This window comes from Pseudomonas sp. BN607 (assembly GCF_029871175.1).
Classification (GTDB): domain Bacteria; phylum Pseudomonadota; class Gammaproteobacteria; order Pseudomonadales; family Pseudomonadaceae; genus Aquipseudomonas.
The window spans coordinates 1-24,586 of sequence record NZ_SSOE01000029.1; the positions used below are offsets into that span (position 1 = coordinate 1).

The following is a 24,586-nucleotide window of genomic DNA, read 5'->3' on the forward strand; positions in this document are numbered from 1 at the left end:
ATACAGGTGCTTGCCTTGATTTTTGGTGCGCCTGTGAGACCGAGCGCCGCCCGCGCGGCGCATCGCGAGCTGCGCTCGCTCCTACGCTTGTTTCGGGCCAGTCACGCCTGTGACAGGCGCGCGCGACCGCCTTGTTCATACGACGCGATATCGCGCCATGCGCCAAGGCGCGCGCGCAAATCCCACAGGCATAATTGGCCCGTAGGAGCGGGTGATATGGTTTTAGAAAGGGTGGGGCATACAGGTGCTTGCCTTGATTTTTGGTGCGCCTGTGAGACCGAGCGCCGCCCGCGCGGCGCATAGCGAGCTGCGCTCGCTCCTACGCTTGTTTCGGGCCAGTCAGGCCTGTGACAGGCGCGCGCGACCGCCTTGTTCATACGACGCGATATTGCGCCATGCGCCAAGGCGTTCGCGCGCAAATCCCACAGGCATAATTGGCCCGAAACGAGCGTAGGAGCGAGCGCAGCTCGCGATGCGCCGCGCGGGCGGCGCTCGGTCTCACAGGCGCCGATAATGTTGTGCCGAACACCTCTCAGCCCAAACCCAATCCCAACCCAAGCACCCATAAAAAAGGGAGAGCCAAAGCTCTCCCTTTCCTTTCAACAACCCTCAGCCTCAGCCAATGGTCATGAGGCTGGCGTTACCACCCGCCGCTGCAGTGTTCACACTCACCGCCCGCTCAATCACCAACCGCTCCAGCGCAATCTGGTGATCACCGCTGGACAGCCCGTGCACACCCACGATCGCACCGGAACGCTTGGCCACCTGCTGGCACACGCTGCGCAGCTGGTCCGAGTCGCCATGGTGGATCACGGCGTCGAACGCCACTTCGTCCTTGTTCCAGTCCGCCACCAGCTTCACCTTGGCCTGCAGCTCACGCGGCAGGCGGGCGCGCAGGGCCTTGCCCGGTTCGCCGTCTGCCCACACCGCCGAGCTGCCGACGGCCAGTACTGCGGCCAACTGCGCCAGCAGATCAGCCTCGTTGTCGGCCAGGCACAGCACATGCTCGCGCGGCAGAATGGTGTAGCTGTTGCGCTCGCCGGTCGGGCCTGGCAGCAGCCGGGCAATGCCGCTCTGCGACTGGCTGGCGAACTGGTCGCACAGCGCAGCGAGGTCGGCCATCTGGTTGCTCGCGGCCCAGGCCTTCAGGCCGTGAAGCGGCTTGACCAGTTGCTCGTGCAGGGTACGGTCCGGCTTGCCTTCGCCGTCCTGCTGCTGGAAGTGGCGGCCAATGGCGTCGGCCGGGCGGGTCGACAGCAGGCGGTACAGGTACAGCGGGCCGCCGGCTTTCGGGCCGGTGCCGGAAAGGCCTTCACCGCCGAACGGCTGCACGCCCACCACTGCACCCACAATGTTGCGGTTGACGTACATGTTGCCGGCGTTGGCGGTTTCCACCACCTTGGCGATGGTCTCGTCGATACGGGTGTGCACGCCGAGGGTGAGGCCGTAGCCGGAGTTGTTGATCTGCTCGATCAACTGGTCCAGGTCGCGGCGGTTGTAGCGCACCACGTGCAGCACCGGGCCGAAGATCTCGCGCTTCAGTTCGTCGAAACTGTCCAGCTCGATCAGGGTCGGCATGACGAAGGTGCCACGCTTGATCTCGGCAGCATCGGCAATGGCGACTTGGTAGACCGAGCGGCCTTTCTCGCGCATGCCCTGGATGTGCTTCTCGATACCGGCCTTGGCTTCGGCGTCGATCACCGGGCCAATGTCCACGGCCAGGCGGTCCGGGCAACCCAGGCGGCTTTCGGCCATGGCGCCCTTGAGCATTTCGATCACGCGGTCGGCGGAGTCTTCCTGCAGGCACAGCACGCGCAGTGCCGAGCAACGCTGGCCGGCACTGTCGAAGGCCGACGACACCACGTCGATCACGACCTGCTCGGTCAGTGCCGAGGAGTCGACGATCATTGCGTTCTGGCCGCCGGTTTCGGCGATCAGCGGAATCGGACGGCCCTGGTTGTCCAGGCGGCCGGCGACGTTGCGTTGCAGCAGGCGGGCCACTTCGGTGGAACCGGTGAACATCACGCCTTTGACGCGCTCGTCACCCACCAGGCCGGCACCGACGGTTTCACCACGGCCTGGCAGCAGCTGCAATACGCCTTCCGGAATGCCGGCTTCCAGCAGCAGGCGTACGGCCTGCGCAGCGATCAGCGGAGTTTGTTCAGCAGGCTTGGCCAGCACCGGGTTGCCCGCGGCCAGGGCTGCGGCCACCTGGCCGGTGAAGATTGCCAGCGGGAAGTTCCACGGGCTGATACACACCACCGGGCCCAGCGGGCGGTGGGCGTCGTTGCTGAAGTCGCTGCGTGCCTGCACTGCGTAGTAACGCAGGAAGTCCACGGCTTCGCGTACTTCGGCGATGGCGTTGGCGAAGGTTTTACCGGCTTCGCGGATCAGCAGGCCCATCAGCGGTTGGATCTCGGCCTCCATCAGGTCGGCGGTGCGCTCCAGAATCGCAGCGCGCTCCGCCGGCGGGGTAGCCTGCCAGATCGGTGCTGCGTTGATTGCGCACTGGATGGCATTGTCGACGTCGGCGACGGTGGCTTCCTGCACATGGCCGACCACATCGCGATGGTCCGCCGGGTTCAACACGGGTACGGCAGTGGTCTCACTGGCGGCGCAAGCCAGCAGCGGAACGGCCTTCCAGTCGTTGTGTGCAGTGGCCAGCATGGCGCACGACAGCGATGCCAGGCGGTGTTCGTTGGCCATGTCGATACCGGCCGAGTTGGCCCGCTCAGTGCCATAAAGGTCACGCGGCAGTGGGATGCGTGGGTGCGGCAGACCGATGCTGCCTTCCTGGGTGCCCATGCGCTCGATGCTTGCGACCGGATCGGCAACCAGCTCCTGAATGGAGATCGAGTGGTCGGCGATGCGGTTGACGAACGAGGTGTTGGCGCCGTTTTCCAGCAGGCGGCGGACCAGGTAGGCCAGCAGTGTTTCGTGGGTGCCGACCGGCGCATAGACGCGGCACGGGCGGTTCAGCTTGCCATCGGCAATCTTGCCGACCACTTGCTCGTACAACGGCTCGCCCATGCCGTGCAGGCACTGGAACTCGTACTGGCCGGGGTAATAGTTCTGCCCGGCAATGTGGTAGATAGCCGACAGGGTGTGGGCATTGTGGGTGGCGAACTGCGGGTAGATGGCTTCCGGCACGGCCAGCAGCTTGCGGGCGCAGGCCACGTAGGACACGTCGGTGTACACCTTGCGGGTGTAGACGGGGTAGCCTTCCAGGCCTTCGACCTGGGCGCGCTTGATCTCGCTGTCCCAGTAGGCGCCTTTCACCAGGCGGATCATCAAGCGGTGACGGCTGCGCTTGGCCAGGTCGATGACGTAGTCGATCACGTACGGGCAGCGCTTCTGGTAGGCCTGGATGACAAAGCCGATGCCGTTCCAGCCCGCCAGCGACGGTTCGAAGCACAGGCGCTCGAGCAGGTCGAGCGACAGCTCCAGGCGGTCGGCTTCTTCGGCGTCGATGTTCAGGCCGATGTCGTACTGCTTGGCCAGCAAGGTCAGTGACAACAGGCGCGGGTACAGCTCTTCCATCACGCGTTCGTACTGGGCGCGGCTGTAGCGCGGGTGCAGCGCCGACAGCTTGATCGAGATGCCCGGGCCTTCATAGATGCCACGGCCATGGGAAGCCTTGCCAATCGAGTGGATGGCCTGCTCGTAGGACGCCAGGTACTTTTGCGCGTCGTGCTCGGTCAGTGCGGCTTCGCCGAGCATGTCGTAGGAATAGCGGAAACCCTTGGCTTCGAAACGGCTGGCGTTGGCCAGGGCTTCGGCAATGGTCTCACCGGTGACGAACTGCTCGCCCATCAGGCGCATGGCCATGTCGACGCCCTTGCGGATCATCGGTTCGCCGCTCTTGCCAATGATGCGGGTCAGCGAGGAGGTCAGGCCGGATTCGTTGTGGGTGCTGACCAGCTTGCCGGTCAGCAGCAGGCCCCAAGTGGCGGCGTTGACGAACAGCGACGGGCTGTTGCCCAGGTGCGGCTGCCAGTTGCCGGTGCTGATTTTGTCGCGGATCAGCGCATCGCGGGTACCCTTGTCGGGGATGCGCAGCAGGGCTTCGGCCAGGCACATCAGCGCCACGCCTTCCTGCGACGACAGCGAAAACTCCTGCAGCAGGCCCTGGACGATGCCGGCGCGGCCGCCAGCGCTCTTCTGGTTGCGCAGCTTTTCGGCGATGCCGGCCGCCAGCTTGTTGGTGGCTTCGGCCAGCGGCGCGCTCAGGCGGGCCTGCTCCAGCAGCATAGGCACCACTTCCTGCTCGGGGCGGCGGTAGGCGGCGGTGATCGCCGAGCGCAGTACCGACTGCGGCAGGATGCTCTCGGCGAACTCGAGGAAGCACTGGTGGCTGTGATCGGCTTGCACCTCGCCAGCGTCGTCGGCCAGGTTGCTGACATGACCGTTGAGTTCGGTCAGGGTGGCACCACCCTCGAGCTTCTCCAGGTAATTGAAGATCGCTTGCTTGATCAACCAGTGCGGCGTGCGGTCAATCGACTGCGCAGCTGCTTTGAGTCGCTCACGGGTAGGGTCGTCGAGCTTGACCCCAAGGGTGGTAGTCGCCATTTCTTATCCTCGTTATTGCCACGGTTGTGGCCTAAGCTGGCGCCAAGATTAGCTGTAGGACAATTCGGGTGCAACCAGGTGCAACCTGAAAATTTCGTGTAGATGGTGCAACTCGTCTGACAGACATTTCCGTATATCGGAAAAGGATGTTTTCGGTGCGTTTTGTTCTGAAAACTGGGCGTGTTGCTCCAAAAGGGAGCAAAAAAGCGGCTTTTACAAAAATTGCGCCAAGAGGTGCAACTTGGACATGAAAAATGGTTGCACCTGCTTTGGGTTGTTGCATAGCATTCGCCGCCTGGGTGCAACCGCCATGCCGCGGTTGTGCATGACATAAAAACAAACGCCAGGGCACACGCATGGGCAATCCACTAACGATCACCTTCGTGATCTACATCGCGGTAATGGTGCTGATCGGCTTCGCCGCCTATCGCTCCACCAAGAACCTTTCCGATTACATTCTGGGCGGTCGCAGCCTGGGTAGCGTGGTTACCGCGCTGTCTGCCGGCGCCTCCGACATGAGTGGCTGGTTGCTGATGGGCCTGCCGGGCGCCATCTATTTCTCTGGTCTTTCCGAAGCCTGGATCGCCATCGGTCTTACCGTCGGTGCCTACCTGAACTGGCTGTTCGTTGCCGGGCGCCTGCGTGTGCAAACCGAGCACAACGGTGACGCACTGACCCTGCCGGACTACTTCTCCAGCCGCTTCGACGACAACAGCGGCCTGCTGCGTATCATTTCCGCGATCGTCATCCTGGTGTTCTTCACCATCTATTGCGCTTCCGGCATCGTTGCCGGCGCCCGCTTGTTCGAGAGCACCTTCGGCATGTCGTACGAGACCGCCCTGTGGGCAGGTGCAGCAGCGACCATCGCCTACACCTTCATCGGTGGTTTCCTTGCGGTGAGCTGGACCGATACGGTGCAGGCTTCGCTGATGATCTTCGCGCTGATCCTGACCCCGGTGATCGTGCTGATCTCCACGGGCGGCTTCGACACCACCTTCGCTGCCATCGAAGCGGTTAACCCAGCCAACTTCGACATGCTCAAGGGCGCTACTTTCATCGGCATCATCTCGCTGATGGGCTGGGGCCTGGGCTACTTCGGCCAGCCGCACATCCTGGCGCGCTTCATGGCAGCCGATTCGGTGAAGTCGATCGCCAAGGCGCGCCGTATCTCCATGACCTGGATGATCCTGTGCCTGGCCGGTACCTGCGCGGTGGGCTTCTTCGGCATCGCCTACTTCTCGGCCAACCCTGACCTGGCCGGCCCGGTTACCGAGAACCACGAGCGTGTGTTCATCGAACTGGCCAAGATCCTGTTCAACCCATGGGTTGCGGGCGTGCTGCTGTCGGCCATCCTGGCTGCGGTCATGAGTACCCTGAGCTGCCAGTTGCTGGTGTGCTCCAGTGCCTTGACCGAAGACTTCTACAAGGCTTTCCTGCGCAAGAACGCTTCGCAGCTAGAGCTGGTGTGGGTCGGCCGCCTGATGGTGCTGGCCGTGGCGCTGATTGCCATCGCCATGGCTGCCAACCCTGAAAACCGCGTGCTCGGCCTTGTGGCATATGCCTGGGCAGGCTTCGGTGCCGCCTTCGGCCCGGTGGTGCTGATTTCGGTGCTGTGGAAAGGCATGACCCGTAACGGCGCGCTGGCCGGTATCGTGGTCGGTGCACTGACCGTGATCCTGTGGAAGCAGATCGATACCTGGGGCCTGTACGAAATCATCCCAGGCTTCCTGCTGGCGAGCATCGCCATCGTTCTGGTGAGCAAGCTGGGCAGCCCTTCCAAAGCGATGGTGCAGCGCTTCGAGGCTGCTGACGCGGCGTATCACGCCGACAAGTAATACCCGTTGAATTGGCGGCACCTGCTTTGCGGGTGCCGCCAATCAGCAGCCAGGCCTGACTCCGCCTGCAAGGCAAGGTAAACTTGCCGCCTTCGCAGGAGTTGCCATGAACTATCGTCACGCCTTCCACGCCGGCAACCACGCCGACGTCCTCAAACACATCGTGCTGACCCGCCTCATCGCCCTGATGTCGCGCAAGGAGCAGCCGTTCGCCTATATAGATACCCACGCCGGGCTCGGCTTGTATGACCTGCAGGGCGACCAGGCAAGCCGTACCGGCGAATACCTGGAAGGCGTGGCCCGCCTGTGGAATCGCGATGACCTGCCGGCCATGGCCGACGACTACCTGCGCATCATCAAGCGCCTGAATGCCGATGGCGAGCTGCGCTACTACCCGGGTTCGCCCGAACTCGCCCGCCGCCTGATGCGCCAGCAGGACCGCGCGCTGCTTAATGAGAAGCACCCCGAAGACGGGCCGCTGCTCAAAGAAAACATGAAAAAAGACCCGCGCGTAACCGTGCACCTGGGTGAGGGCTGGCATGTGCCGCGGGCCTTGCTGCCGGTGCAGGAAAAGCGCGCCATCATGCTGATCGACCCGCCGTTCGAGCAGGCCGATGAGCTCAAGCGCTGCACCACCGCCATGAAAGAGGCGATCGGCCGCATGCGCCAGACCGTTGCGGCCATCTGGTACCCGATCAAGGACCAGCGCTCGCTGACCCGCTACTACCAGGACCTGACAAGCACTGGCGCGCCAAAGCTGCTGCGGGTCGAGCTGTATGTACACCACCAGGACAGCCCGCAGGGCCTTAATGGTTCGGGCCTGGCCATCGCCAACCCGCCGTGGGGGCTGGAGGATGAGCTCAAGGCGCTGTTGCCATGGCTGGCCAAGGAATTGGCACAGACTGCTGGTAGCTACCGCATGGACTGGCTGATCGCCGAGTAAACCTGTAGGAGCGGCTTTACCCGCGAACACCGGCAGCGCCGGTGCCATCCACCGCGTTGCCTGCTTCGCGGGTGAACCCGCTCCCACAAGGGGGCGGTGTGCCTCCAATGTTTGCGTTATAATCCCGCCCTTTAGTCGCCACCCGCCCAAGCGGCTGCTGGCGCATTTCTACCGAATGAAGAGGCTAATCCCTTGGCATTGACGATTCTTGGCCTGTCCGGCGCCCTTAGCCATGACCCTTCCGCGGCCCTGTACATTGACGGCAAGCTGATTGCCGCCGCCGAAGAAGAGCGCTTCGTGCGTGACAAGCATGCGAAGAACCGCATGCCCTACGAGTCGGCGAAGTTCTGCCTGGAGCAGGCGGGCATCAAGCCTTCCGACGTCGACGTGGTAGCCATCCCGTTCGCCCCGATCAGCCTGTTCGGCAAGGCGCGCTGGCACTATGCCAAACGCTACTGGTACGCCCCGGACCGCGCCCTCGACGCCATCCTGATGGGCAACCGTCGTTACAAGCGCTACCGCAAGAAGATCGTCTGGTGCCTGGAGCAACTGGGCTTCGACCCGAAAAAGGTCAAGATCGAGCCGGTCGAGCACCACCTGGCCCACGCGTCCAGCGCCTACCACTGCTCCGGTTTCAAGGAAAAAACCGCGATCCTCGGCATCGACGGTAAAGGCGAGTACGCCACCACCTTCTTTGGCTACGGCGAAAACGGCAAGATCCACAAGATCAAGGAATTCTTCGATCCAGATTCGCTGGGCGGCCTGTACGGTGCAATCACTGAGTTCCTCGGCTTCGAAATGCTCGACGGCGAATTCAAGGTCATGGGCATGGCGCCGTACGGCGATGCCAGCAAATATGACTTCTCGCGTCTGGCCAGCTTTGAAAACGGCGAACTGGTGATCAACACCGAATACGCCAACGTCATTGGCCTGCGCCGTTATAAAGAGAAGGGCAAGGGGTTCTACTTCTCGCCGAAGCTGATCGAATGGCTGGGTCCCAAGCGCGAAGGCGACATCGCCGACGAGCCGTACATCCATTACGCGGCCAGCATGCAGGCGCTGTTCGAGAAGCTGGCGCTGCAGATGATCGACCACTACCTGGGCGACACCCTGCGCGAAACCGGCAAGCTGGCCTTCGCTGGCGGCTGTGCGCTTAACGTCAAGCTCAACCAGAAGATCATCGCCCGCTCCGATGTGAAGGAACTGTTCGTCCAGCCGGCTTCCGGTGACGCCGGTACTGCGGTTGGTGCTGCGGCCTATGTTTCCCACGCCCGTGGTGTGCCGGTCGAGAAGATGGAGCACGTCTACCTCGGCCCGTCGTATTCCAACGAAGACGTGATCGCCGCCTGTGCCCGCCACCCGGATGCGCCGAAGTGGCGCAAGCTCGACAACATGCCCGAGCAGATCGCCAAGATCATGGTCGACGGCAACCCGGTGGCCTGGTTCCAGGGGCGCATGGAGTTCGGCCCGCGTGCGCTGGGCGGCCGCTCGATCATTGGCTGCCCAAGCGTCGAGGGCGTAGCCGACCGCATCAACCATCAGATCAAGTTCCGCGAACGCTGGAGACCTTTCTGCCCGTCGATGCTCGACACCGTCGCCCCGCAGATGATCAAGGTCGACCACCCGGCGCCGTTCATGACCTTCACCTTCGAAGTGGCTGAAGAGTGGAAGACCCGCGTGCCGGAAGTTGTCCACGAGGACGGTACGTCGCGTGCCCAGGTGCTCAAGCGCGAGTACAACCCGCGCTACTACGACATGATGAAGGCGCTGGAAGACCTGACCGGCAACGGCGTATCGCTGAACACCTCGCTGAACCGCCGTGGCGAACCGATGATCTGTTCGCCGACCGACGCCCTGAACATGTTCTTCGGCTCGGACCTGCAGTACCTGATCATGGAAGACATCCTGGTCGTGAAGGACGGCGCCGCCGCCTATGACCAGCCGCTCTGAACCGCGCATCCTGCAGTTCTGCCATGGCTATGACGGGCCGTTCCTGGACTGCGCCCGTCAGTATGCCAGCCTGTTCCAGGGGCGCGGCTACCAGGTCACCACGGTGTTCCTCACCGGCGCCGCCGACCCGCAGGTAGCGGCCGGCTGTGCGTCGGACGAGGTGCTGTTCCTGGAGTTCAGCTCCAAGGCTGTGCGCGGCCTCAAGCTTGGCGCGATCCGCGCGTTGCGCGGGATCGCGGCCGAGCGCAATTTTGCCTTCTGCATTGCCCACCGCTTCAAGCCGATCTATGTGGCATTGCTGGGCACCGGTCTGCCGGTGATTGGCGTGCACCATGCATTTGGTGACTACCAGCGCAAGGGCCGACGCCTCTTTGCCAACCTGTTCAGCAAGCGTCTGAGCCTGCTGGGTGTGTCGGATGCAGTACGTGACGATATGCGTCGCTGCCTGCCGCAGTGGCCGGCCGAGCGCATCCAGACACTTTACAACCGCATCGATATCGACGCCCTGCAAGCCGCCCTGGTGCCGCGCGCCGAGGCGCGCCGGGCGCTGGGCCTGGATGCGCAGGCGTGGGTGGTCGGCAATGTCGGGCGCCTGCACCCGGACAAGGACCAGGCCACCCTGTTGCGTGGCTTCGCCCAGGCGCTACCGGGGCTGCCAGCGGGAGCCCGCCTTGCCATCCTCGGCAAGGGCCGCCTGGAAGACAAGCTCAAGGCCTTGGCAGCCGAGCTGGGGGTCGCCGGACAAGTGGATTTCCTTGGGCAGGTACCGGATGCCCGCCGCTACTTCCAGGCCTTCGATGTGTTCGCCTTGAGCTCAGACCATGAGCCATTCGGCATGGTCTTGCTTGAAGCCATGGTTGCCGGTGTGCCGGTGTTGGCTACGGCTTGTGGCGGTGCCCGCGAAGTGGTCGAGGGTGTTGGTGTGCTATTCCCGTTGGGCGATGCGGAGCAGCTGGCTCAGGGCCTGAAGCACATGGCTGTGCTGGATGCCGGGCAGCGTCACGCCTGTGCCGATCATATGCTGCAGCGCCTGCGTGAGCGGTTCTCCGACCAAGCGGTGCGCGAAGCCTTCTGGCAACTGCCGCAGGTGCGTGCGCTGGCGGGGCAGGCCTGATGCTCAATCGTATTCAGGCCTTCCGCGAACGCGGTTGGCAAGTTATCGATGCCAAGGCCTATGCCGAGGCATGGGCCCGCTTTGGTGGCAGTGTCGCCACCCACCCGCTGGTGATCGAGCAACTGGCCGACCTGGCGCAAATTCCGGTGCGATATCTGGGCTGGCACCAGGCGGGCGAGTTGAAAGCTGCTGTTCCGACCTGGGGGCGCCACCTGGCATTGTCCAAGGACGTGCTCAAGCGCGCCGGCAAGAAAGCCCTGTTCGACCTCGGCAACGCCGAAATCATCCTGCCGGCGGCGGCTGATGCTGCTGCCCCGCTGCGCCATACCGTGCGTTATCTGTCCGAACTGAACCTGGGCCGTTTCAGCGGCCTCAAGGCACAGAAGGAACAGCTGGCCATGGCCCGCGCACATGAAGACCTGTCGAAGAAGTTCCGCTACAACCAGCGCCGTGAACTACGCCTGCTGGAAGAGGCGGGCGGGGTCGTACGCCCCATCAGCGACTTCAGTGCGCAGGAAATCGCCAGCATTTACTGCGACCTGTTCCAGCGCCGCTGGGGCTTCCCGGCCACTGGCGCCGAGCGCATGGCTGATGTGCTGCAGCGCTTGCGCGAGCTGCTGATCGGTTCGGTGCTGCTGCTGGAGGGCAAGCCGATTGCCATCCAGCTGGTGTATCGCGTCGAAGCCCCGGCGTGGATCAGCGTCGAATACATCAATGGCGGTGTCGACCCGGAAACCAAGGCCTTCAGCCCAGGCAGCGTGCTGAGCTTCCTCAATACCCAGGCGGCCTGGGAAGACGCCCATGCGCGGAACAAGCCGCTGCGGTTCTCGTTCGGCCGTGCCGACCGCGAGTACAAGGACCGCTGGTGCAACCCTGTGCCGGTGTATCAGGCGTGAGTCGCAAGCAGCAGTTGCTCAAGCGCCATCGGCGCAACAAACGCCTGGGCTTGCTGGCCGGGCTGGTTGCGCTGGTCGCCTTGGGTGTATTCAGCTGGTGGTGGTTGCCACTGTTATTGCTGCCGCTGCTCTGGGCCGCCCACGAGGCCTGGTTCGCGGACCATCTGTTCTACGCGCCTGGCGAGGACTATGCCTACGACTTCGGCAAGCAGGCGCAGCAGATTGCTGCCAGCCTGCATGCTGGTCAGCTCAAGGTCGACTGCACGCTGCAGGGCGATGAGACCCTGGTACTCGAACTGCAGGTAAAAAGCAGCTGGCTAGGGCGCTTTCTCGATCCGCGAGTCGAACTGGTGGCTGGCGAGCAGGCCGACCGGCAAACCTTCGAGCGTGGTGTCGATGGCCTTCGTTTCCTCAACCTTACCGGCCTGGCGGCGCCACTTCAGGCCGGCACGCTGCGCCTGCGTGGTCGGCATTGTCGATTGCATGGTCAGCCGCGGCTGTGGGTAACCCCGGCGGTAGAGCTGCAACGGCGCCGGGTGATGGTGATTGCCCCCCACGCTGACGACGCCGAGCTGGCCGCCTATGGCCTGTACAGCCAGGCCGACGAAACCTGGGTGGTGACCCTGACTGCCGGTGAAATCGAGGCCGAGCATTATCAACAGATGGGCATGGACCAGGCCGAGGCCGCACGCCTCAAGGGTCGCCTGCGTGCCTGGGACAGCATCGCCGTGCCGCGTTGGGCCGGGGTGCCGGAATCGCGTTGCGTACAGCTGGGCTACTTCTGCCTGCAGTTGCCTGCAATGCAGGCGGCTCCCGACCGGCCTGCGGCATCTCGCGAAGCCGCCATGGCCGATATACGGCCGTTTCGCCAGTTCAACCCATTCCCGCTGCCTGCCGATCAGGATGGCGCCCCCACCTGGCACAATCTGCTGGCCGACCTGCGCGCCCTGCTGGAGCTGGCCAGGCCCGAGGTACTGGTGATGCCGCACCCGCAGCTCGATCCGCACCCGGACCACATCTGCGCCCAGGCCGCCGTGCTCGAAGCCCTGCAAGGCCTGGCCTGGCAGCCGCAAACCCTGCTGTGCTACGCCAATCACCTGCACGACAACGACCGCTGGCCGATGGGCGACAGTGGCGATGGCGTGGCGTTGCCGCCGCAATTGAACGCAGCCCAGGCCTGGGCACCGTGCAGCCTGGTGCTGGACCTGGCCACTCAGCGCGACAAGGCCATGGCCTTGGGTATGATGCACGACCTGCAGCCGCGGGCGCCGTTCAAGCGCCGCCTGCGCCGGTTGTTGCAACGCTGGCTGGCCGCGCGCCGCCCGTCGCCTTACGGGGAGAACGAGTTCTTCCGCAAGGCCGTGCGCCGGCATGAGTTGTTCTGGCGGCGTGAGCTGTAAACCTGACCGCGATGGCGCAGAGCGCCCAAGGAACGTAATGAAAGTCCTATTTCTGGTACAGAAGGAGCAGCGGGCGATTCTCGACCGCCTGTACGACGGCGTCGCGGCCAACTGCGAGTGCGACCTTCGCTGGCTGACCAGCGATGAGCAGCGCAACCTGCGCCGCTACTTCAAGCGCGAGGTGCAGGTTGAGCGCTATGACCGCATTGTGTTTTTCCTGCGTTTCAAGCAGGAGATCCGCCAGGTGGGTTTCATTCGCACCATCCCGAACCTGGTCATCCTCGAACACGACGCCTACCAGAACTACATCCCGTGCAAGTACACCGGCAAGTTCAGCGCCCATTACCGGCAGCTGCCTTGGGCGCGGGTGATCAGTTCCGGCTACATGGTCAGCGAGCGCCTGCGCCAGGAAGGTTTCGACGCGGTGTTCGTGCCCAAGGGCTACGACGAGCAATTGCTGGCCGACCAAGGGCGCGATCGCGATATCGAACTGGCCTTCGTCGGCAGCACCAACAGCGTGGCGTACAGCGGCCGCAAGGCGTTGCTGGACGAGCTGGGCCAGGTCGAAAACCTGGTGGTTACCCGCACCAAGTCGGGCGAGGACTACTGCAACACGCTCAACCGTATTCGCTTCTTCGTCAGCGCTGATGTGGGCATGGGCGAATACATGATCAAGAACTTCGAAGCCATGGCCTGTGGCTGTGTGCTGCTGGCGTATGACCAAGGCGAGGAAGAAAACCGCGCGCTAGGCCTGCAGGACATGCACAACGTGGTGTTCTATGACACCATTCCGACCCTTCAGGAAAAGCTCCGGCGCTTGCGTGCGGAGCCTGAACTGGCGCGTCAGATTGCAGAAAACGGCCGCCAGCTGGCAGTTTCCCGTTTCAGTTTCGGCGCAGTTGGACGTAGCATCGTCGACCACATGCGCCCGGCGCTCAGGCCCCACCCGCCACTGACTGCATGGCAGCGGCTGCGCCTGAAGCTGGGCATCTAACATAAGAGCTTTCGCGCCCAGGAGCGGGTGTTGAAAGCCGCTAGTCGCAATGCGGAGGGAGTCCGGTGCGCTTTTCAAATGAGAGTGACGTCACGCTCGTCGTGACCAGTTGTGGGCGGTTCGATCTGCTCAAAGACACCCTTGAGAGTTTCGATCGCTGCAACACTGCGCCGATCCGCGAAGTTTTCATCACCGAAGATTCCGGTGACGATGCCGTGCATGGCGCTGTGCCGGAGCACTGGAAACCGCACTGCAAGGTGTTCGTCAACCGGCCCAAGCTCGGCCAGTTGCCGTCAATCGACCTGGCCTACAGCCACGTCAAGACCCCATACATCTTCCACTGCGAGGATGACTGGCATTTCTACCGGCAGGGTTTTGTCGAAGACTCGCGGGCCATTCTGGACGCCAGCCCTAACCTGTTGCAGGTGTGGCTGCGCAGCCATGCCCACGACCTGGCCATCCACAGCCCATACATACACTTGGGCGACCGCCAGGTCATTGCAGGCGTGCCTTGCTACCCGTTGCTATCGGACAAGGCCGAATGGCAGGCGTTTTCGCTCAACCCTGGGTTGCGTCGCTTGAGCGATTACCAACGCTGCGCGCCATTTGCCGCCTATGCTGGAGAAAAGGCGCTTTCCCGTCGCTACGCTGAGTTAAATCTGACAGCGGTCACGCTGGAGGGTGATGCAGTATTGCACACTGGATTCGGTAATCACGTGACCTTGCCCATAGAAGTGGAGCGCAAGGCCAAGCGTCGTCAACGTGATCGGATGAAACTGGCATTGACGCTGGTGGCGGGTGCCTTGATCGGCATGGGTATCACCATTTTTGTTCAATGAAGTCGCTGTCCCATCTGACATGAGCGGGAGAGGGCCCATGAACATCGTCAATATGATGTGGGCGGGTGGAACGCCTTACATGTCCATCCACAAGGTGCATCGGCAAGTACTGTCGAACGCGGGTGCCGATGCCCGGATCAGTAACTGGTTGCTGCTGGGCAGCGGGCTCTGTTGTGGGCTTGGTTCGACCCGGGAGTGGCACATGCCGGCACGTGCCCTGAAGGGGCGTCACTTGTGGCGCCTGCTGCGGCCGTGGCTGCGCATGCGTTTGCGCAAGGCGCTGGCTGAGGCCAGGGCGGAAGTCGTGCTGCTCGACGGAATTGGCGTTGCGCGCCTGGTGCTGCCGCTGTTGCAGAGCATTCCCGGCGTGCGAGCCAAGGTGCTGTTCCACGGCAAGACACGGCTGAACGGCAGCGATATCCGCCTGCTGCGCATGCTGCCGGCGGAGCGCCTGAGCATCGCGGCGGTTTCGAACACATTGGCCGAATCGCTCGAACGTGACCTGGACAGGCCAGTGCAGACCCTGCGCATGGCGCTCGACCCGCTGGCATTCGCCGCGCCCTTGCTGAGCCGGGATGCGGCCCGGCAGGCGCTGCAGCTGCCGCAGGCACCCGGAATGATGCTGGGTGCGGTGGGGCGGTTGGTCGAGAGCAAGGGGTTCGAAATGTTGGTCGAAGCATTCGCCAAGGCAAGCGCCCTGCAGCCGGGCCTGCAATTGGCGATCATTGGTGAGGGGCCGCAGCATGCCGCGCTGCAGCGTCGTATCGGTGCGCTGGGCCTGGCGGGACGCGTCCACCTGCGCGGCTACCGCGAGGACATGCAGCAGCTGTATCGGGCGTTCGACTGGTTATTGGTGCCGTCCCGTTCCGAAGGCCTTGGGCTGGTGGTGCAAGAGGCGGTGATGGCCGATGTGCCCGTGGTGTGCAGCGACCTGCAGGTGTTCCGCGAGCAGTTGCGTGATACCGGTGGCTATCTGCCGATTGCCGACCAGGCTGCCTGGGCCGAAGCAATTGAGCGGTGCACGGCACTCAGCCCCTCGGCAGTAGCGGCGCAGCAACGCCATGCTCTGGCCCCGGAGCAGGCCTGGCAAGCGTTCTGCGCGGGCTCGCAGAGCCTGCTGCGTAGCTGACGTTCAGCGCGCCAGCAGGGCTGCCTCGAAGGCGGCGAGGGGGAACCGGTCACCCAGGTTCTCCCGCTCGATGTAGCGCACCATGTGCTGCACATTGCGCCGGATCATGCGTGCCGACAGTGGCGGGCGCAGGAAACGCATGTCAGCCACGTCGATCAGGCCCAGACGCTGGTCGGGGGTGACCACCACATTCCCCAGGTGCAGCGAGCGGAAGTACACCCCGCTGCGGTGCAGCTGGCGGATCAGGTCGATCAGGCGCGGCAGGTAGATATCCCAGCTGAAGCCGGCATCGCGTGACATCTGCAGCAGGGTGCGGCCGGGCAGTGGGCGGTACAGGACTGCGGTGCGGCCTGGCAGGTCGAGCTTGTGCTGGCTGATCACCTCAAGGGTGGGGATGCCCAGTTGGGCCAGGCGCGCAGCATTGTCGACGAAGCGCTGGGAGTAGGGGCGCAACAGTGCAGATGAAATCAGCCGCTTCCTACGAAAAACCTTGAGGAAATTACCATCCGCGAGCAGGTAGACTTTGGCGCCATGGCTGTCTGCCTCAAGCACCTGTGCGCCGAGTGTCAGCTGATCGAAGTCGACCTGGGTGAGCCGGGAACATTGCATGAATAGAGCCTTGTCGTCTGGCGAGCAAAATGACCGGCAATAATGCCGAAAATAATGCTGTAGCACCATGGATGGTGTCTTTGATTCATCGGGGGAAAGGATGTTGTATCAAAAAAACTGGGCACGAGCCTGGTTAGGAGTGGGTCTGGTCTGGTTCCTCGCGGCGATTGCCCTGGCACCGAGCAACAAGGTTTATCAGCAGGGCCTGGTACTGTTCCTGTGGCTGCCGACGCTGATACTGGCCTGGTCGGCCCGAGGCGTACTGCTGCAAGCCTGCCGGCGTCAGCCGGCGCTTTGGGCGAGTGTGCTGTTGCTACTGGGATGGAGTGGGGTCAGCTTGTTCTGGTCGGCCGCAGAGGACACCGGGCGCGAGATCAAGCGGCTGCTCTACATATTGGTGTTCCTGCTGGCGTTCCCGCTGCTAGCCCAGCTTGGCCAGGCGCGCATTCGCCAGCTTTTGCTGGTCGGTAGCGGGCTGCTGGCGATTGCTGCACTGGTTTCGATCATTCATTTCTACGGCGTGCGGCACATGCCAGTGCTGGCGCGCCTGCAGGGTATCGGCGAGATATCGCACCCGATCCTCGGTGCCTATGTCATCGGCTCGGCCGTGCTGTTACTGCTTTACCAACCGCCCCGGCAGCGTGGCTTGCAGCTGTTATGGCTGGGGGCACTGGTGTGCCTGGGGGCGTTCGCCATGCTTAGCCAGAGCCGTGGGGCAGTCCTGGCCTTGGTAATTACCGTGATCATGGCGCCGCTATGGTTCCGTGACCGTCATAGCCGGGTGTTCTCCATCCTGGCAGCGGTTGCCACTGGCCTGGCCTTCTACTTTGTATACGACGTGATCGCCATGCGTGGCTCGTCCTACCGGCCAGAGATCTTCCAAGCCGTGGTGGACATGATTGCCATGCATCCATGGGCCGGTCTTGGCCTGGGCTCGGCCTACGACGTGAGTGCAGTCGGCAGACATTTCGACCATACCCACAACATGTTCACCCACATCGCGGTAGAGATGGGGCTGCCAGGCATGCTGCTGTGGGTAATGGTTTGGCTGTATACCCTGGCGGAGATCATTCGCGCGCGGGGTACCCTGTTCGGCAAGGTGCTGCTGGGCTTCTGGGTGTATTCGACGCTGGCCATGCAATTCGATGCTGCCAGCCTCACAGGTACGCCACGTGCCGAGTGGTTCATCAGCTGGCTGCCGGTGGGCCTTGCCATGATGCTGCCATGGGGGCGTGCCGAAAATGACGCCTGTGGTAAAATTTCCGGTTCAACCTGAACAGCGAGCTCGATAATGGCCGAAACACCGCGACCGGCGGAGCACACCTCCAGCCTGAAGATCTACTTCCGGCTGCTGGGCTATGTGAAACCCTATGTCGGCATTTTCCTGCTGAGCATTGTCGGTTTTGTGATCTTTGCCTCCACCCAGCCGATGCTGGCCGGCATCCTCAAGTATTTTGTCGATGGGCTGAGCAACCCCGAAGCGGTGTTGTTCCCCAACGTTCCCTACTTGCGTGACCTGCAATTGCTGCAGGCGGTACCGCTGCTGATCATACTGATCGCCGCATGGCAGGGCCTGGGCTCGTTCCTCGGCAACTATTTCCTGGCCAAGGTTTCCCTGTGCCTGGTGCACGACCTGCGTGTGGAATTGTTCAACAAGCTGCTGGTGTTGCCTAACCGCTACTTCGACAACCACAACTCCGGGCACCTGATTTCGCGCATCACCTTCAACGTGACCATGGTGACCGGTGCGGCCACTGACGCCATCAAGGTGGTGATCCGCGAAGGCCTGACCGTGGTGTTCCTGTTCGCCTACCTGTTGTGGATGAACTGGCACCTGACCCTGGTGATGGTTGCCATCCTGCCGGTGATCGCGGTAATGGTCAGCATCGCCAGCAAGAAATTCCGCAAGCAGAGCAAGAAGATCCAGGTGGCCATGGGCGACGTCACCCACGTTGCCTCGGAAACCATCCAGGGTTATCGCGTGGTCCGCAGCTTCGGCGGTGAAGCCTACGAACAACGACGCTTCGGCAAGGCCAGCCAGAGCAACACCGACAAACAGCTGCGCATGACCAAGACTGGCTCGCTGTATACGCCGATGCTGCAGCTGGTGATCTACAGTGCCATGGCCGCGCTGATGTTCCTGGTGCTGTTCCTGCGTGGTGAGTCCACCGCCGGTGACCTGGTGGCCTACATCACCGCCGCCGGCCTGTTGCCCAAGCCGATTCGCCAGCTTTCGGAGGTCAGCTCGACCATCCAGAAAGGCCTCGCAGGTGCCGAAAGCATCTTCGAACAACTGGACGAAGCACCTGAAGTGGACACCGGCACCGTCGAGAAGGAGCGGGTCGAAGGGCGTCTGGAAGTGCGCAACCTGAGCTTCACCTACCCGGGGACCGAGCGGGAAGTGCTGAGCGACATCAGCTTTACCGCCGAGCCTGGGCAGATGATTGCCCTGGTGGGCCGTTCCGGCAGTGGCAAGTCAACCCTGGCGGCGCTGATTCCGCGTTTCTATCACCACGACCAGGGGCAGATCCTGCTCGATGGTGTGGAGATCGAGAACTACCGCCTGCGCAACCTGCGTCGCCACGTTTCCCAGGTGACCCAGCACGTTACCCTGTTCAACGACACCGTCGCCAACAACATCGCCTATGGCGACCTGGCTGGCGCCCCGCGTGCCGACATCGAAGCGGCTGCGGCCGATGCCTACGCCAAGGAGTTCGTCGATCGCCTGCCCAAGGGCTTCGATACCGAGGTGGGTGAAAACGGTGTGCTGCTCTCCGGTGGCCAGCGCCAGCGCCTGGCAATTGCCCGCGCGCTGCTGAAGAACGCGCCGCTGCTGATCCTCGACGAAGCCACCTCGGCGCTGGATACCGAGTCCGAGCGGCATATCCAGGCGGCCCTGGACCATGTCATGCAAGGCCGTACCACGTTGGTGATCGCCCACCGTCTGTCGACCATCGAGAAGGCCGACCAGATTCTGGTCATGGACCAGGGCCGTCTGGTCGAGCGCGGCACCCACGCCGAGCTACTTGCAGCAAATGGCCATTATGCCCGCTTGCATGCCATGGGCCTGGATGAGCCGGCCAAGGCCGATATCACCTGAACCCTCCTTGATCGGGGCCGTCATGGCCCCGATTGTCACGGGAATTTTCCGGGGACGATCTGGCCGTAAAGCCGTCGTCTACCCTGTGCTAATATCCTGCCCCTGTTCATTATTTCCATATGGGTTGCCCATGAAGTTGTCCATGCCGCGTTTCGATCAAGCCCCGGTACTGGTGGTCGGCGATGTCATGCTCGACCGCTACTGGCATGGCGGTACTTCGCGTATCTCGCCTGAAGCGCCAGTGCCGGTGGTCAAGGTCGATCAGATTGAGGATCGCCCCGGCGGCGCGGCCAACGTTGCCTTGAACATCGCCGCCCTGGGCGCCCCGGCTTCGCTGGTCGGTGTCACCGGGCAAGACGAAGCCGCCGACAGCCTTGCCAACAGCCTGCAGGCGGCCGGCGTGCGTTCGGTGTTCCAGCGCATTGCGCACCAGCCGACCATCGTCAAGCTGCGGGTCATGAGCCGTCATCAGCAGTTGCTGCGTATCGATTTCGAAGAACCGTTCGCCACCGACCCGCTGTCGCTGGCCACCGAGGTCGACAGCCTGCTCGAAGGGGTCAAGGTGCTGGTCCTGTCCGACTACGGCAAGGGCGCATTGAGGAATCACCAAAGCCTGATCCAGGCCGCGCGGGCCAAGGGTATTCCAGTGCTGGCCGACCCCAAGGGCAAGGATTTTTCCATCTACCGCGGCGCCAGCCTGATCACCCCGAACCTCAGCGAGTTCGAGACCATCGTCGGCCGTTGCGCCGATGAGGCCGACCTGGTTGCCAAGGGCCTGCAGCTGCTGCAGGACCTGGACCTCGGTGCTTTGCTGGTCACCCGTGGCGAGCATGGCATGACCCTGCTGCGGGTCGGCCAGCCGGCGCTGCACCTGCCGGCGCGGGCACGCGAAGTGTTCGATGTGACCGGTGCCGGCGATACCGTCATCTCCACGCTTGCCGCAGCCATTGCAGCAGGCGAGGACCTGCCTCACGCGGTGGCCCTGGCCAACCTGGCGGCGGGTATCGTGGTCGGCAAGCTGGGTACCGCGGCCATCAGTGCCCCTGAACTGCGCCGGGCCATTCAGCGTGAGGAAGGCTCCGAGCGTGGCGTGCTGGGCCTGGAGCAACTGCTGCTGGCCATTGATGACGCGCGGGCGCACAAGGAAAAGATCGTCTTCACCAACGGTTGCTTCGACATCCTGCATGCCGGGCACGTCACCTACCTGGAACAGGCACGCGCTCAAGGCGACCGGTTGATCGTCGCAGTCAATGACGACGCTTCGGTCAGCCGCCTGAAAGGGCCGGGCCGGCCAATCAACAGCGTCGACCGGCGCATGGCCGTGCTGGCCGGCCTGGGCGCCGTGGACTGGGTCATCAGCTTCCCTGAAGGCACCCCGGAAAACCTGCTGAGTCAGGTAAAGCCAGATGTGCTGGTCAAGGGTGGGGACTATGGCATCGATCAGGTGGTCGGCGCCGATATCGTCAAGGCTTATGGCGGTACCGTGAAGGTGCTGGGGCTGGTGGAAAACAGCTCGACCACGGCGATTGTCGAGAAAATCCGCAAGAACTGATCATGCCCCAGGCTGCTTTTCCAGGTGCTGTGTAGGCTTCGAGCTTACGCCATGCCTGTAGGAGCAGCCTTGCTGCTCCTACAGGAGAGGGTGGCGACCTGAACAGCAGCCTACGGCAGTGGCACCCGCCATCCTATTTGTGCAGTGAGGTGCGTGCCCGCTCCAGCAGCGCCCGCGCCTTGTCGCCAAAGCGCTGAAGGTGCGATGCCCGCGCCGGCTTACTCTCCACCAGCCCTTGCTGTTTCACCCAGTCCTTCCAGCGCACCCGCTCATCCGTCACTACCCAGCCTTCGCGCTTGGCAAAGCTCTCTGCCAGGTACAGCCCACGCGTACTCACCGGCACCAGTTCGTCCTTCTTCAGGGTATACAGCTCTGCCAGCGGCTGGCCGTCTTTCAATGGCATCAGGTAAAGGTCTGGGCGCTTGCGGTTGAGCCGCGCCACCAGTTGGTCGCCCTCCAGCCGCTCGTCCACGTGAAACAGGCTGAGCTTCTTGGCCTCCCGGGGCACTTGCAGGCGCATGTCATAGATAAGCTGTAGCGAAGCCGTGGGCAGGTGCACGTAGGCGCGTGGTCGCTCGAGCAGCATCAGGTTGCCACAGTGCACCGGGCGCGCAGCACCCGATTCCGGGGTCAGTATGAAGTGTGGTGTTTCGCGGTAGTGCAAAGCGGCGGCATAGGGCACGGGCAGCCAAGTATCGTTGAAACGCCCGCCCAGCCAGCCTTCCGTGGTTTCCAGCAGGCATTCCTCGGCCACTTCCTGAACGGCGGTGTGCAGCGGCAGGTTCAGCTCCTGTGCCGGCACGTAACCTGAAATCAGTTTCAGCACTACATCGCCACGGTCTTGCCGGCGTTGGCGCACCAGCACCCAGTAATCACGGTTCTGCCAGTGCAGGGTCAGTCGCACCGACACGCCCAGGTTGGCCAGTTCGACCGCGAAGCGTTGCGCGTCGGGTAACTGGATGGCCTTGCGCCGTTGCTGGGTCTGGGCAAAATTCAGCGGCATGCCGATGCCCTGATAGATCAGCCCTTCGGGCGTGGCCTCGACATGAAGGGGCAATGTCTTGAAGTTGCTCGGGTTCTTGCGGATCAGCGTTCGCGCCACGAGGCTCCTCCTTGCGTCGGGTCAGTTTCCTGGCCCGTGGGCCAGGCGTCACTCAGTGCTGGCCCAGGATACGGGCGACGGTGGCCACGTTATGAGCCAGGTGCAGCGGGTTGATGGTGCCGACGATAGCACTGCTGACGCCCGGGTGGGCGAATAGCAGCTCGAAGCTGGCCTGCACCGGGTCAACGCCCGGGGCCAGGCAGATATGCCCGCTAGCCAGGGCCTTTTTCACCAGGATGGCCTTGCCGTGTTCCGCAGCGTAGTCCAGCACCGGGCGTTCTGCCTGCTCGTTGAGGTTGTAGGTGACCATGGCGCAGTCACCTTCCTCCAGCGCCTTCAGGCCGCCTTCGACGGTCTTGCCGGACAGGCCGAAGCCGAGGATCTTGCCTTCCTGCTTGAGCTCGGCCAGGGTCTGATAGACCTCCTGCTGCTCGAGTATCGCCAAGTCGTTGCCGTCGGAATGCACCAGGACCAGTTCGATACGGTCGGTCTTGAGCCGGTGCAGGCTGCGCTCCACCGACCGGCGGGTGTGGGCGGCGCTGAAGTCGAAATGCGAGAGGCCTTCCTCGAACTCTTCACCGACCTTGCTGACGATTACCCACTCATCGCGTTGCCCACGCAGCAGTGGCCCCAGGCGTTCCTCGCTGCGGCCGTAAGCCGGGGCGGTGTCGATCAGGTTGATCCCCAGCTCGCGGGCCTGTGCCAGCAGCAGACGGGCTTCGTCATCGTTGGGAATGGTGAACCCGGAGGGATACTTCACGCCCTGATCGCGGCCAAGCTTGACCGTGCCGAGGCCCAGTGGGGAGACCTTGAGGCCGGTGCTGCCCAGCGGGCGATGAAATTCGTGCAGGGTTGGCAGGCTCATGGCAGCAGTTGCTCCCAGGCCGGTACACCCAGCGGAGGGCGTGGGAGGTCGGCCAGGTCGGCATGCGCTTGTGGGCGAATGCCGTCGCGTTCCAGGTGGCTGATGACCCGGTCGCTGAAGTCCGGTGCCAGCGCCAGCTTGGTCGGCCAGCCGACCAGCAGGCGCTGCTGGTCGGCGAGGAAGGCGTTGTCCGGGCGTACCAGGCCCGATTGTGCGGGTTCTGCACGGTCTACCCGCAGGGTGGCCCAGCGCACTTGGCCCTGGTCGACCCATGGCAACAGGTTGGCGATTTCCTTCTGCGCCGCAGCAATCTGCGCCGCGGGTTCTCGCGCAACACCTTCGGCTTCGGCCAGGTCCCCACCGAGGTACCACACCCACTGGCCATCGGCTGCCGGGTGGGTGGTCACGGTAACGCGCGGCTTGGGCCCGCCGCCGAGGCAGTGGGCGTACAAAGGTTTGAGGTTCGGGCCCTTGGCCATGACCATGTGCAGCGGGCGGGTTTGCATGGCTGGCTGGTCCAGGCCCAGCGCCTGCAGCAAGCCTTCGGTGCCTGCCCCGGCGCTCAACACGATGCGCTGGGCACGGATTTCCCGGTCGTCCACGCGCAGGCCGACCAATGCATGACCTTCACGCAAGGGTTCGATGCGTTCACCGGCCAGCAAGGAGTCGCCGCCCAGCTCTGCCAGGTTGGCCAGCAGGCTCGGGACATCGATCACCAGTTCCGCCAGGCGGTACACCTTGCCCTTGAACGCGCGGTCCTGCAGTGCCGGTGGCAGTTGGTCCCCCTTGACCTGGTCAACCCGGCCGCGCACGGCCTTGCTGGCGAAGAAGCTTGTGAGGTTGCCGGCCAAGGTGCCCGGCGACCACAGGTAGTGGGCATCGGAGAGCAGGCGGGTGCGCCCGAGGTCCAGTTCGCCGCTGCCGGCCAAGGCCTCGCGCCAGCGGCGCGGCATGTCGGCGATGGCTTCCGAGGCGCCGGTCAGGGCGCCGTGCAGGGCGTATTTGGTGCCGCCGTGGATGATGCCCTGCGACTTGATGGTCTGCTCGCCGCCGAGGCTGGCGCGCTCCACCAGTACTGTCGAGTAGCCCAGGCGTTGCAGGCGGGCATTCAGCCAAAGGCCTGCGACCCCGGCGCCGACGATCAGCACGTCAGTGGAAATGGCAGATGGCATGGCGGTACCTCGAAGACTGGGACAGCTGGCAAGTATACAGGGTCGGGCACGAGGGGGATCGTGTGAGGGCTAACAGAGGCCCGCCTTGAGGTTTTTTGCGCTCGATCTACCCGACACCCCCAAAATCACGGCAAGCACTAGGTAGCCCTGGCGCGACCGCCAGCCAGACACAGGGCAAAAATCAATGCCCAGCCGTCTTCGAAAACAGCTGAATCACCACCACTCCACCCACGATCATGGCCATGCCAAGCATCGCCGGCACATCCAGCTTCTGCCCATAGATCACCAGCGCCGCCACGCTGATCAGCACAATCCCCAACCCCGACCAGATGGCATAGGCGATCCCCACCGGAATGCTGCGTACCACCAAGGTCAGCATCCAGAACGCGATGCCATAGCCGACCACCATCAACACCAGTGGCAACGGCGTGCTCAGGCCTTTCACCGCTTTCATCGAAGCAGTGGCGATGACTTCGGCGCAGATGGCGATGGCGAGGTAGGTATAGGCATTCATGGC

Annotated in this window: 18 protein-coding genes; 12 read left to right on the plus strand and 6 right to left on the minus strand. The window is 63.3% G+C overall.

Annotated elements, in window-relative coordinates; translation table 11 throughout:
• Nucleotides 1–615: 615 nt before the first annotated feature.
• Nucleotides 616–4,569: a trifunctional transcriptional regulator/proline dehydrogenase/L-glutamate gamma-semialdehyde dehydrogenase gene (putA, locus tag E8E68_RS07420; protein ID WP_280340433.1), complete on the minus strand. Its 3,954-nt coding sequence runs from the start codon at nt 4,567–4,569 to the stop codon at nt 616–618.
• Between the two features lie 356 nt (nt 4,570–4,925).
• Between putA and putP the strand changes: the two genes are divergently transcribed.
• From putP to E8E68_RS07465, 9 genes are all read left to right on the plus strand, one after another.
• Entirely contained in the window at nt 4,926–6,404 is a 1,479-nt protein-coding gene (gene putP, locus E8E68_RS07425; protein WP_110745984.1) for a sodium/proline symporter PutP, read from the plus strand.
• Between the two features lie 106 nt (nt 6,405–6,510).
• A complete protein-coding gene (rlmJ, locus tag E8E68_RS07430; protein WP_280340436.1) occupies nt 6,511–7,347 on the plus strand; it encodes a 23S rRNA (adenine(2030)-N(6))-methyltransferase RlmJ in 837 nt (278 codons plus the stop codon).
• A 192-nt stretch (nt 7,348–7,539) separates the two neighbouring features.
• A complete protein-coding gene (locus E8E68_RS07435) occupies nt 7,540–9,297 on the plus strand; it encodes a carbamoyltransferase (RefSeq protein WP_110745982.1) in 1,758 nt (585 codons plus the stop codon).
• Complete coding sequence (locus tag E8E68_RS07440; protein WP_266032356.1) at nt 9,281–10,411, plus strand: glycosyltransferase; 1,131 nt, start codon at nt 9,281–9,283, stop codon at nt 10,409–10,411. The genes E8E68_RS07435 and E8E68_RS07440 overlap by 17 nt, the downstream gene beginning before the upstream one ends.
• On the plus strand, nt 10,411–11,307 hold the full coding sequence (locus E8E68_RS07445) for an antimicrobial resistance protein Mig-14 (RefSeq protein WP_266032355.1): 897 nt from the start codon (nt 10,411–10,413) through the stop codon (nt 11,305–11,307). The genes E8E68_RS07440 and E8E68_RS07445 overlap by 1 nt, the downstream gene beginning before the upstream one ends.
• Nucleotides 11,304–12,707 (plus strand): PIG-L family deacetylase, encoded by a 1,404-nt coding sequence (locus E8E68_RS07450; RefSeq protein WP_280340440.1) that lies wholly within the window; start codon nt 11,304–11,306, stop codon nt 12,705–12,707. Before E8E68_RS07445 ends, E8E68_RS07450 begins: the two co-directional genes overlap by 4 nt.
• A 37-nt stretch (nt 12,708–12,744) precedes the next feature.
• Nucleotides 12,745–13,701 (plus strand): glycosyltransferase, encoded by a 957-nt coding sequence (locus tag E8E68_RS07455; RefSeq protein ID WP_266032353.1) that lies wholly within the window; start codon nt 12,745–12,747, stop codon nt 13,699–13,701.
• Between the two features lie 65 nt (nt 13,702–13,766).
• Nucleotides 13,767–14,540: a glycosyltransferase family 2 protein gene (locus tag E8E68_RS07460; RefSeq protein WP_266032352.1), complete on the plus strand. Its 774-nt coding sequence runs from the start codon at nt 13,767–13,769 to the stop codon at nt 14,538–14,540.
• A gap of 37 nt (nt 14,541–14,577) precedes the next feature.
• On the plus strand, nt 14,578–15,669 hold the full coding sequence (locus tag E8E68_RS07465) for a glycosyltransferase (RefSeq protein WP_280340441.1): 1,092 nt from the start codon (nt 14,578–14,580) through the stop codon (nt 15,667–15,669).
• Between the two features lie 3 nt (nt 15,670–15,672).
• Here E8E68_RS07465 and E8E68_RS07470 read toward each other — a convergent pair whose 3' ends face one another.
• Complete coding sequence (locus tag E8E68_RS07470) at nt 15,673–16,278, minus strand: toluene tolerance protein (protein WP_110745975.1); 606 nt, start codon at nt 16,276–16,278, stop codon at nt 15,673–15,675.
• Nucleotides 16,279–16,378: 100 nt separating this feature from the next.
• Between E8E68_RS07470 and E8E68_RS07475 the strand changes: the two genes are divergently transcribed.
• The 3 genes from E8E68_RS07475 (at nt 16,379) to hldE (ending at nt 20,930) form a co-directional block, all read left to right on the plus strand.
• Nucleotides 16,379–17,554 carry an O-antigen ligase family protein gene (locus E8E68_RS07475; protein WP_280340443.1) on the plus strand — a complete coding sequence of 392 codons (1,176 nt, stop codon included), beginning with the start codon at nt 16,379–16,381 and terminating at the stop codon, nt 17,552–17,554.
• A gap of 15 nt (nt 17,555–17,569) precedes the next feature.
• Nucleotides 17,570–19,378 carry a lipid A export permease/ATP-binding protein MsbA gene (gene msbA / locus E8E68_RS07480; RefSeq protein WP_266032349.1) on the plus strand — a complete coding sequence of 603 codons (1,809 nt, stop codon included), beginning with the start codon at nt 17,570–17,572 and terminating at the stop codon, nt 19,376–19,378.
• Between the two features lie 130 nt (nt 19,379–19,508).
• Complete coding sequence (gene hldE / locus E8E68_RS07485) at nt 19,509–20,930, plus strand: bifunctional D-glycero-beta-D-manno-heptose-7-phosphate kinase/D-glycero-beta-D-manno-heptose 1-phosphate adenylyltransferase HldE (RefSeq protein WP_110745972.1); 1,422 nt, start codon at nt 19,509–19,511, stop codon at nt 20,928–20,930.
• A gap of 133 nt (nt 20,931–21,063) precedes the next feature.
• Here hldE and E8E68_RS07490 read toward each other — a convergent pair whose 3' ends face one another.
• The 4 genes from E8E68_RS07490 to E8E68_RS07505 form a co-directional block, all read right to left on the minus strand.
• A complete protein-coding gene (locus E8E68_RS07490; protein WP_266032348.1) occupies nt 21,064–22,032 on the minus strand; it encodes a metal ABC transporter ATPase in 969 nt (322 codons plus the stop codon).
• A gap of 52 nt (nt 22,033–22,084) precedes the next feature.
• Nucleotides 22,085–22,897, minus strand: coding sequence for an aldo/keto reductase (locus tag E8E68_RS07495; RefSeq protein WP_266032347.1), 813 nt, complete (start codon nt 22,895–22,897; stop codon nt 22,085–22,087).
• Nucleotides 22,894–24,069 (minus strand): FAD-dependent oxidoreductase, encoded by a 1,176-nt coding sequence (locus E8E68_RS07500; RefSeq protein ID WP_266032346.1) that lies wholly within the window; start codon nt 24,067–24,069, stop codon nt 22,894–22,896. The genes E8E68_RS07495 and E8E68_RS07500 overlap by 4 nt, the downstream gene beginning before the upstream one ends.
• Nucleotides 24,070–24,250: 181 nt before the next feature.
• Nucleotides 24,251–24,583 (minus strand): multidrug efflux SMR transporter, encoded by a 333-nt coding sequence (locus E8E68_RS07505; RefSeq protein ID WP_110745968.1) that lies wholly within the window; start codon nt 24,581–24,583, stop codon nt 24,251–24,253.
• Nucleotides 24,584–24,586 lie beyond the last annotated feature (3 nt).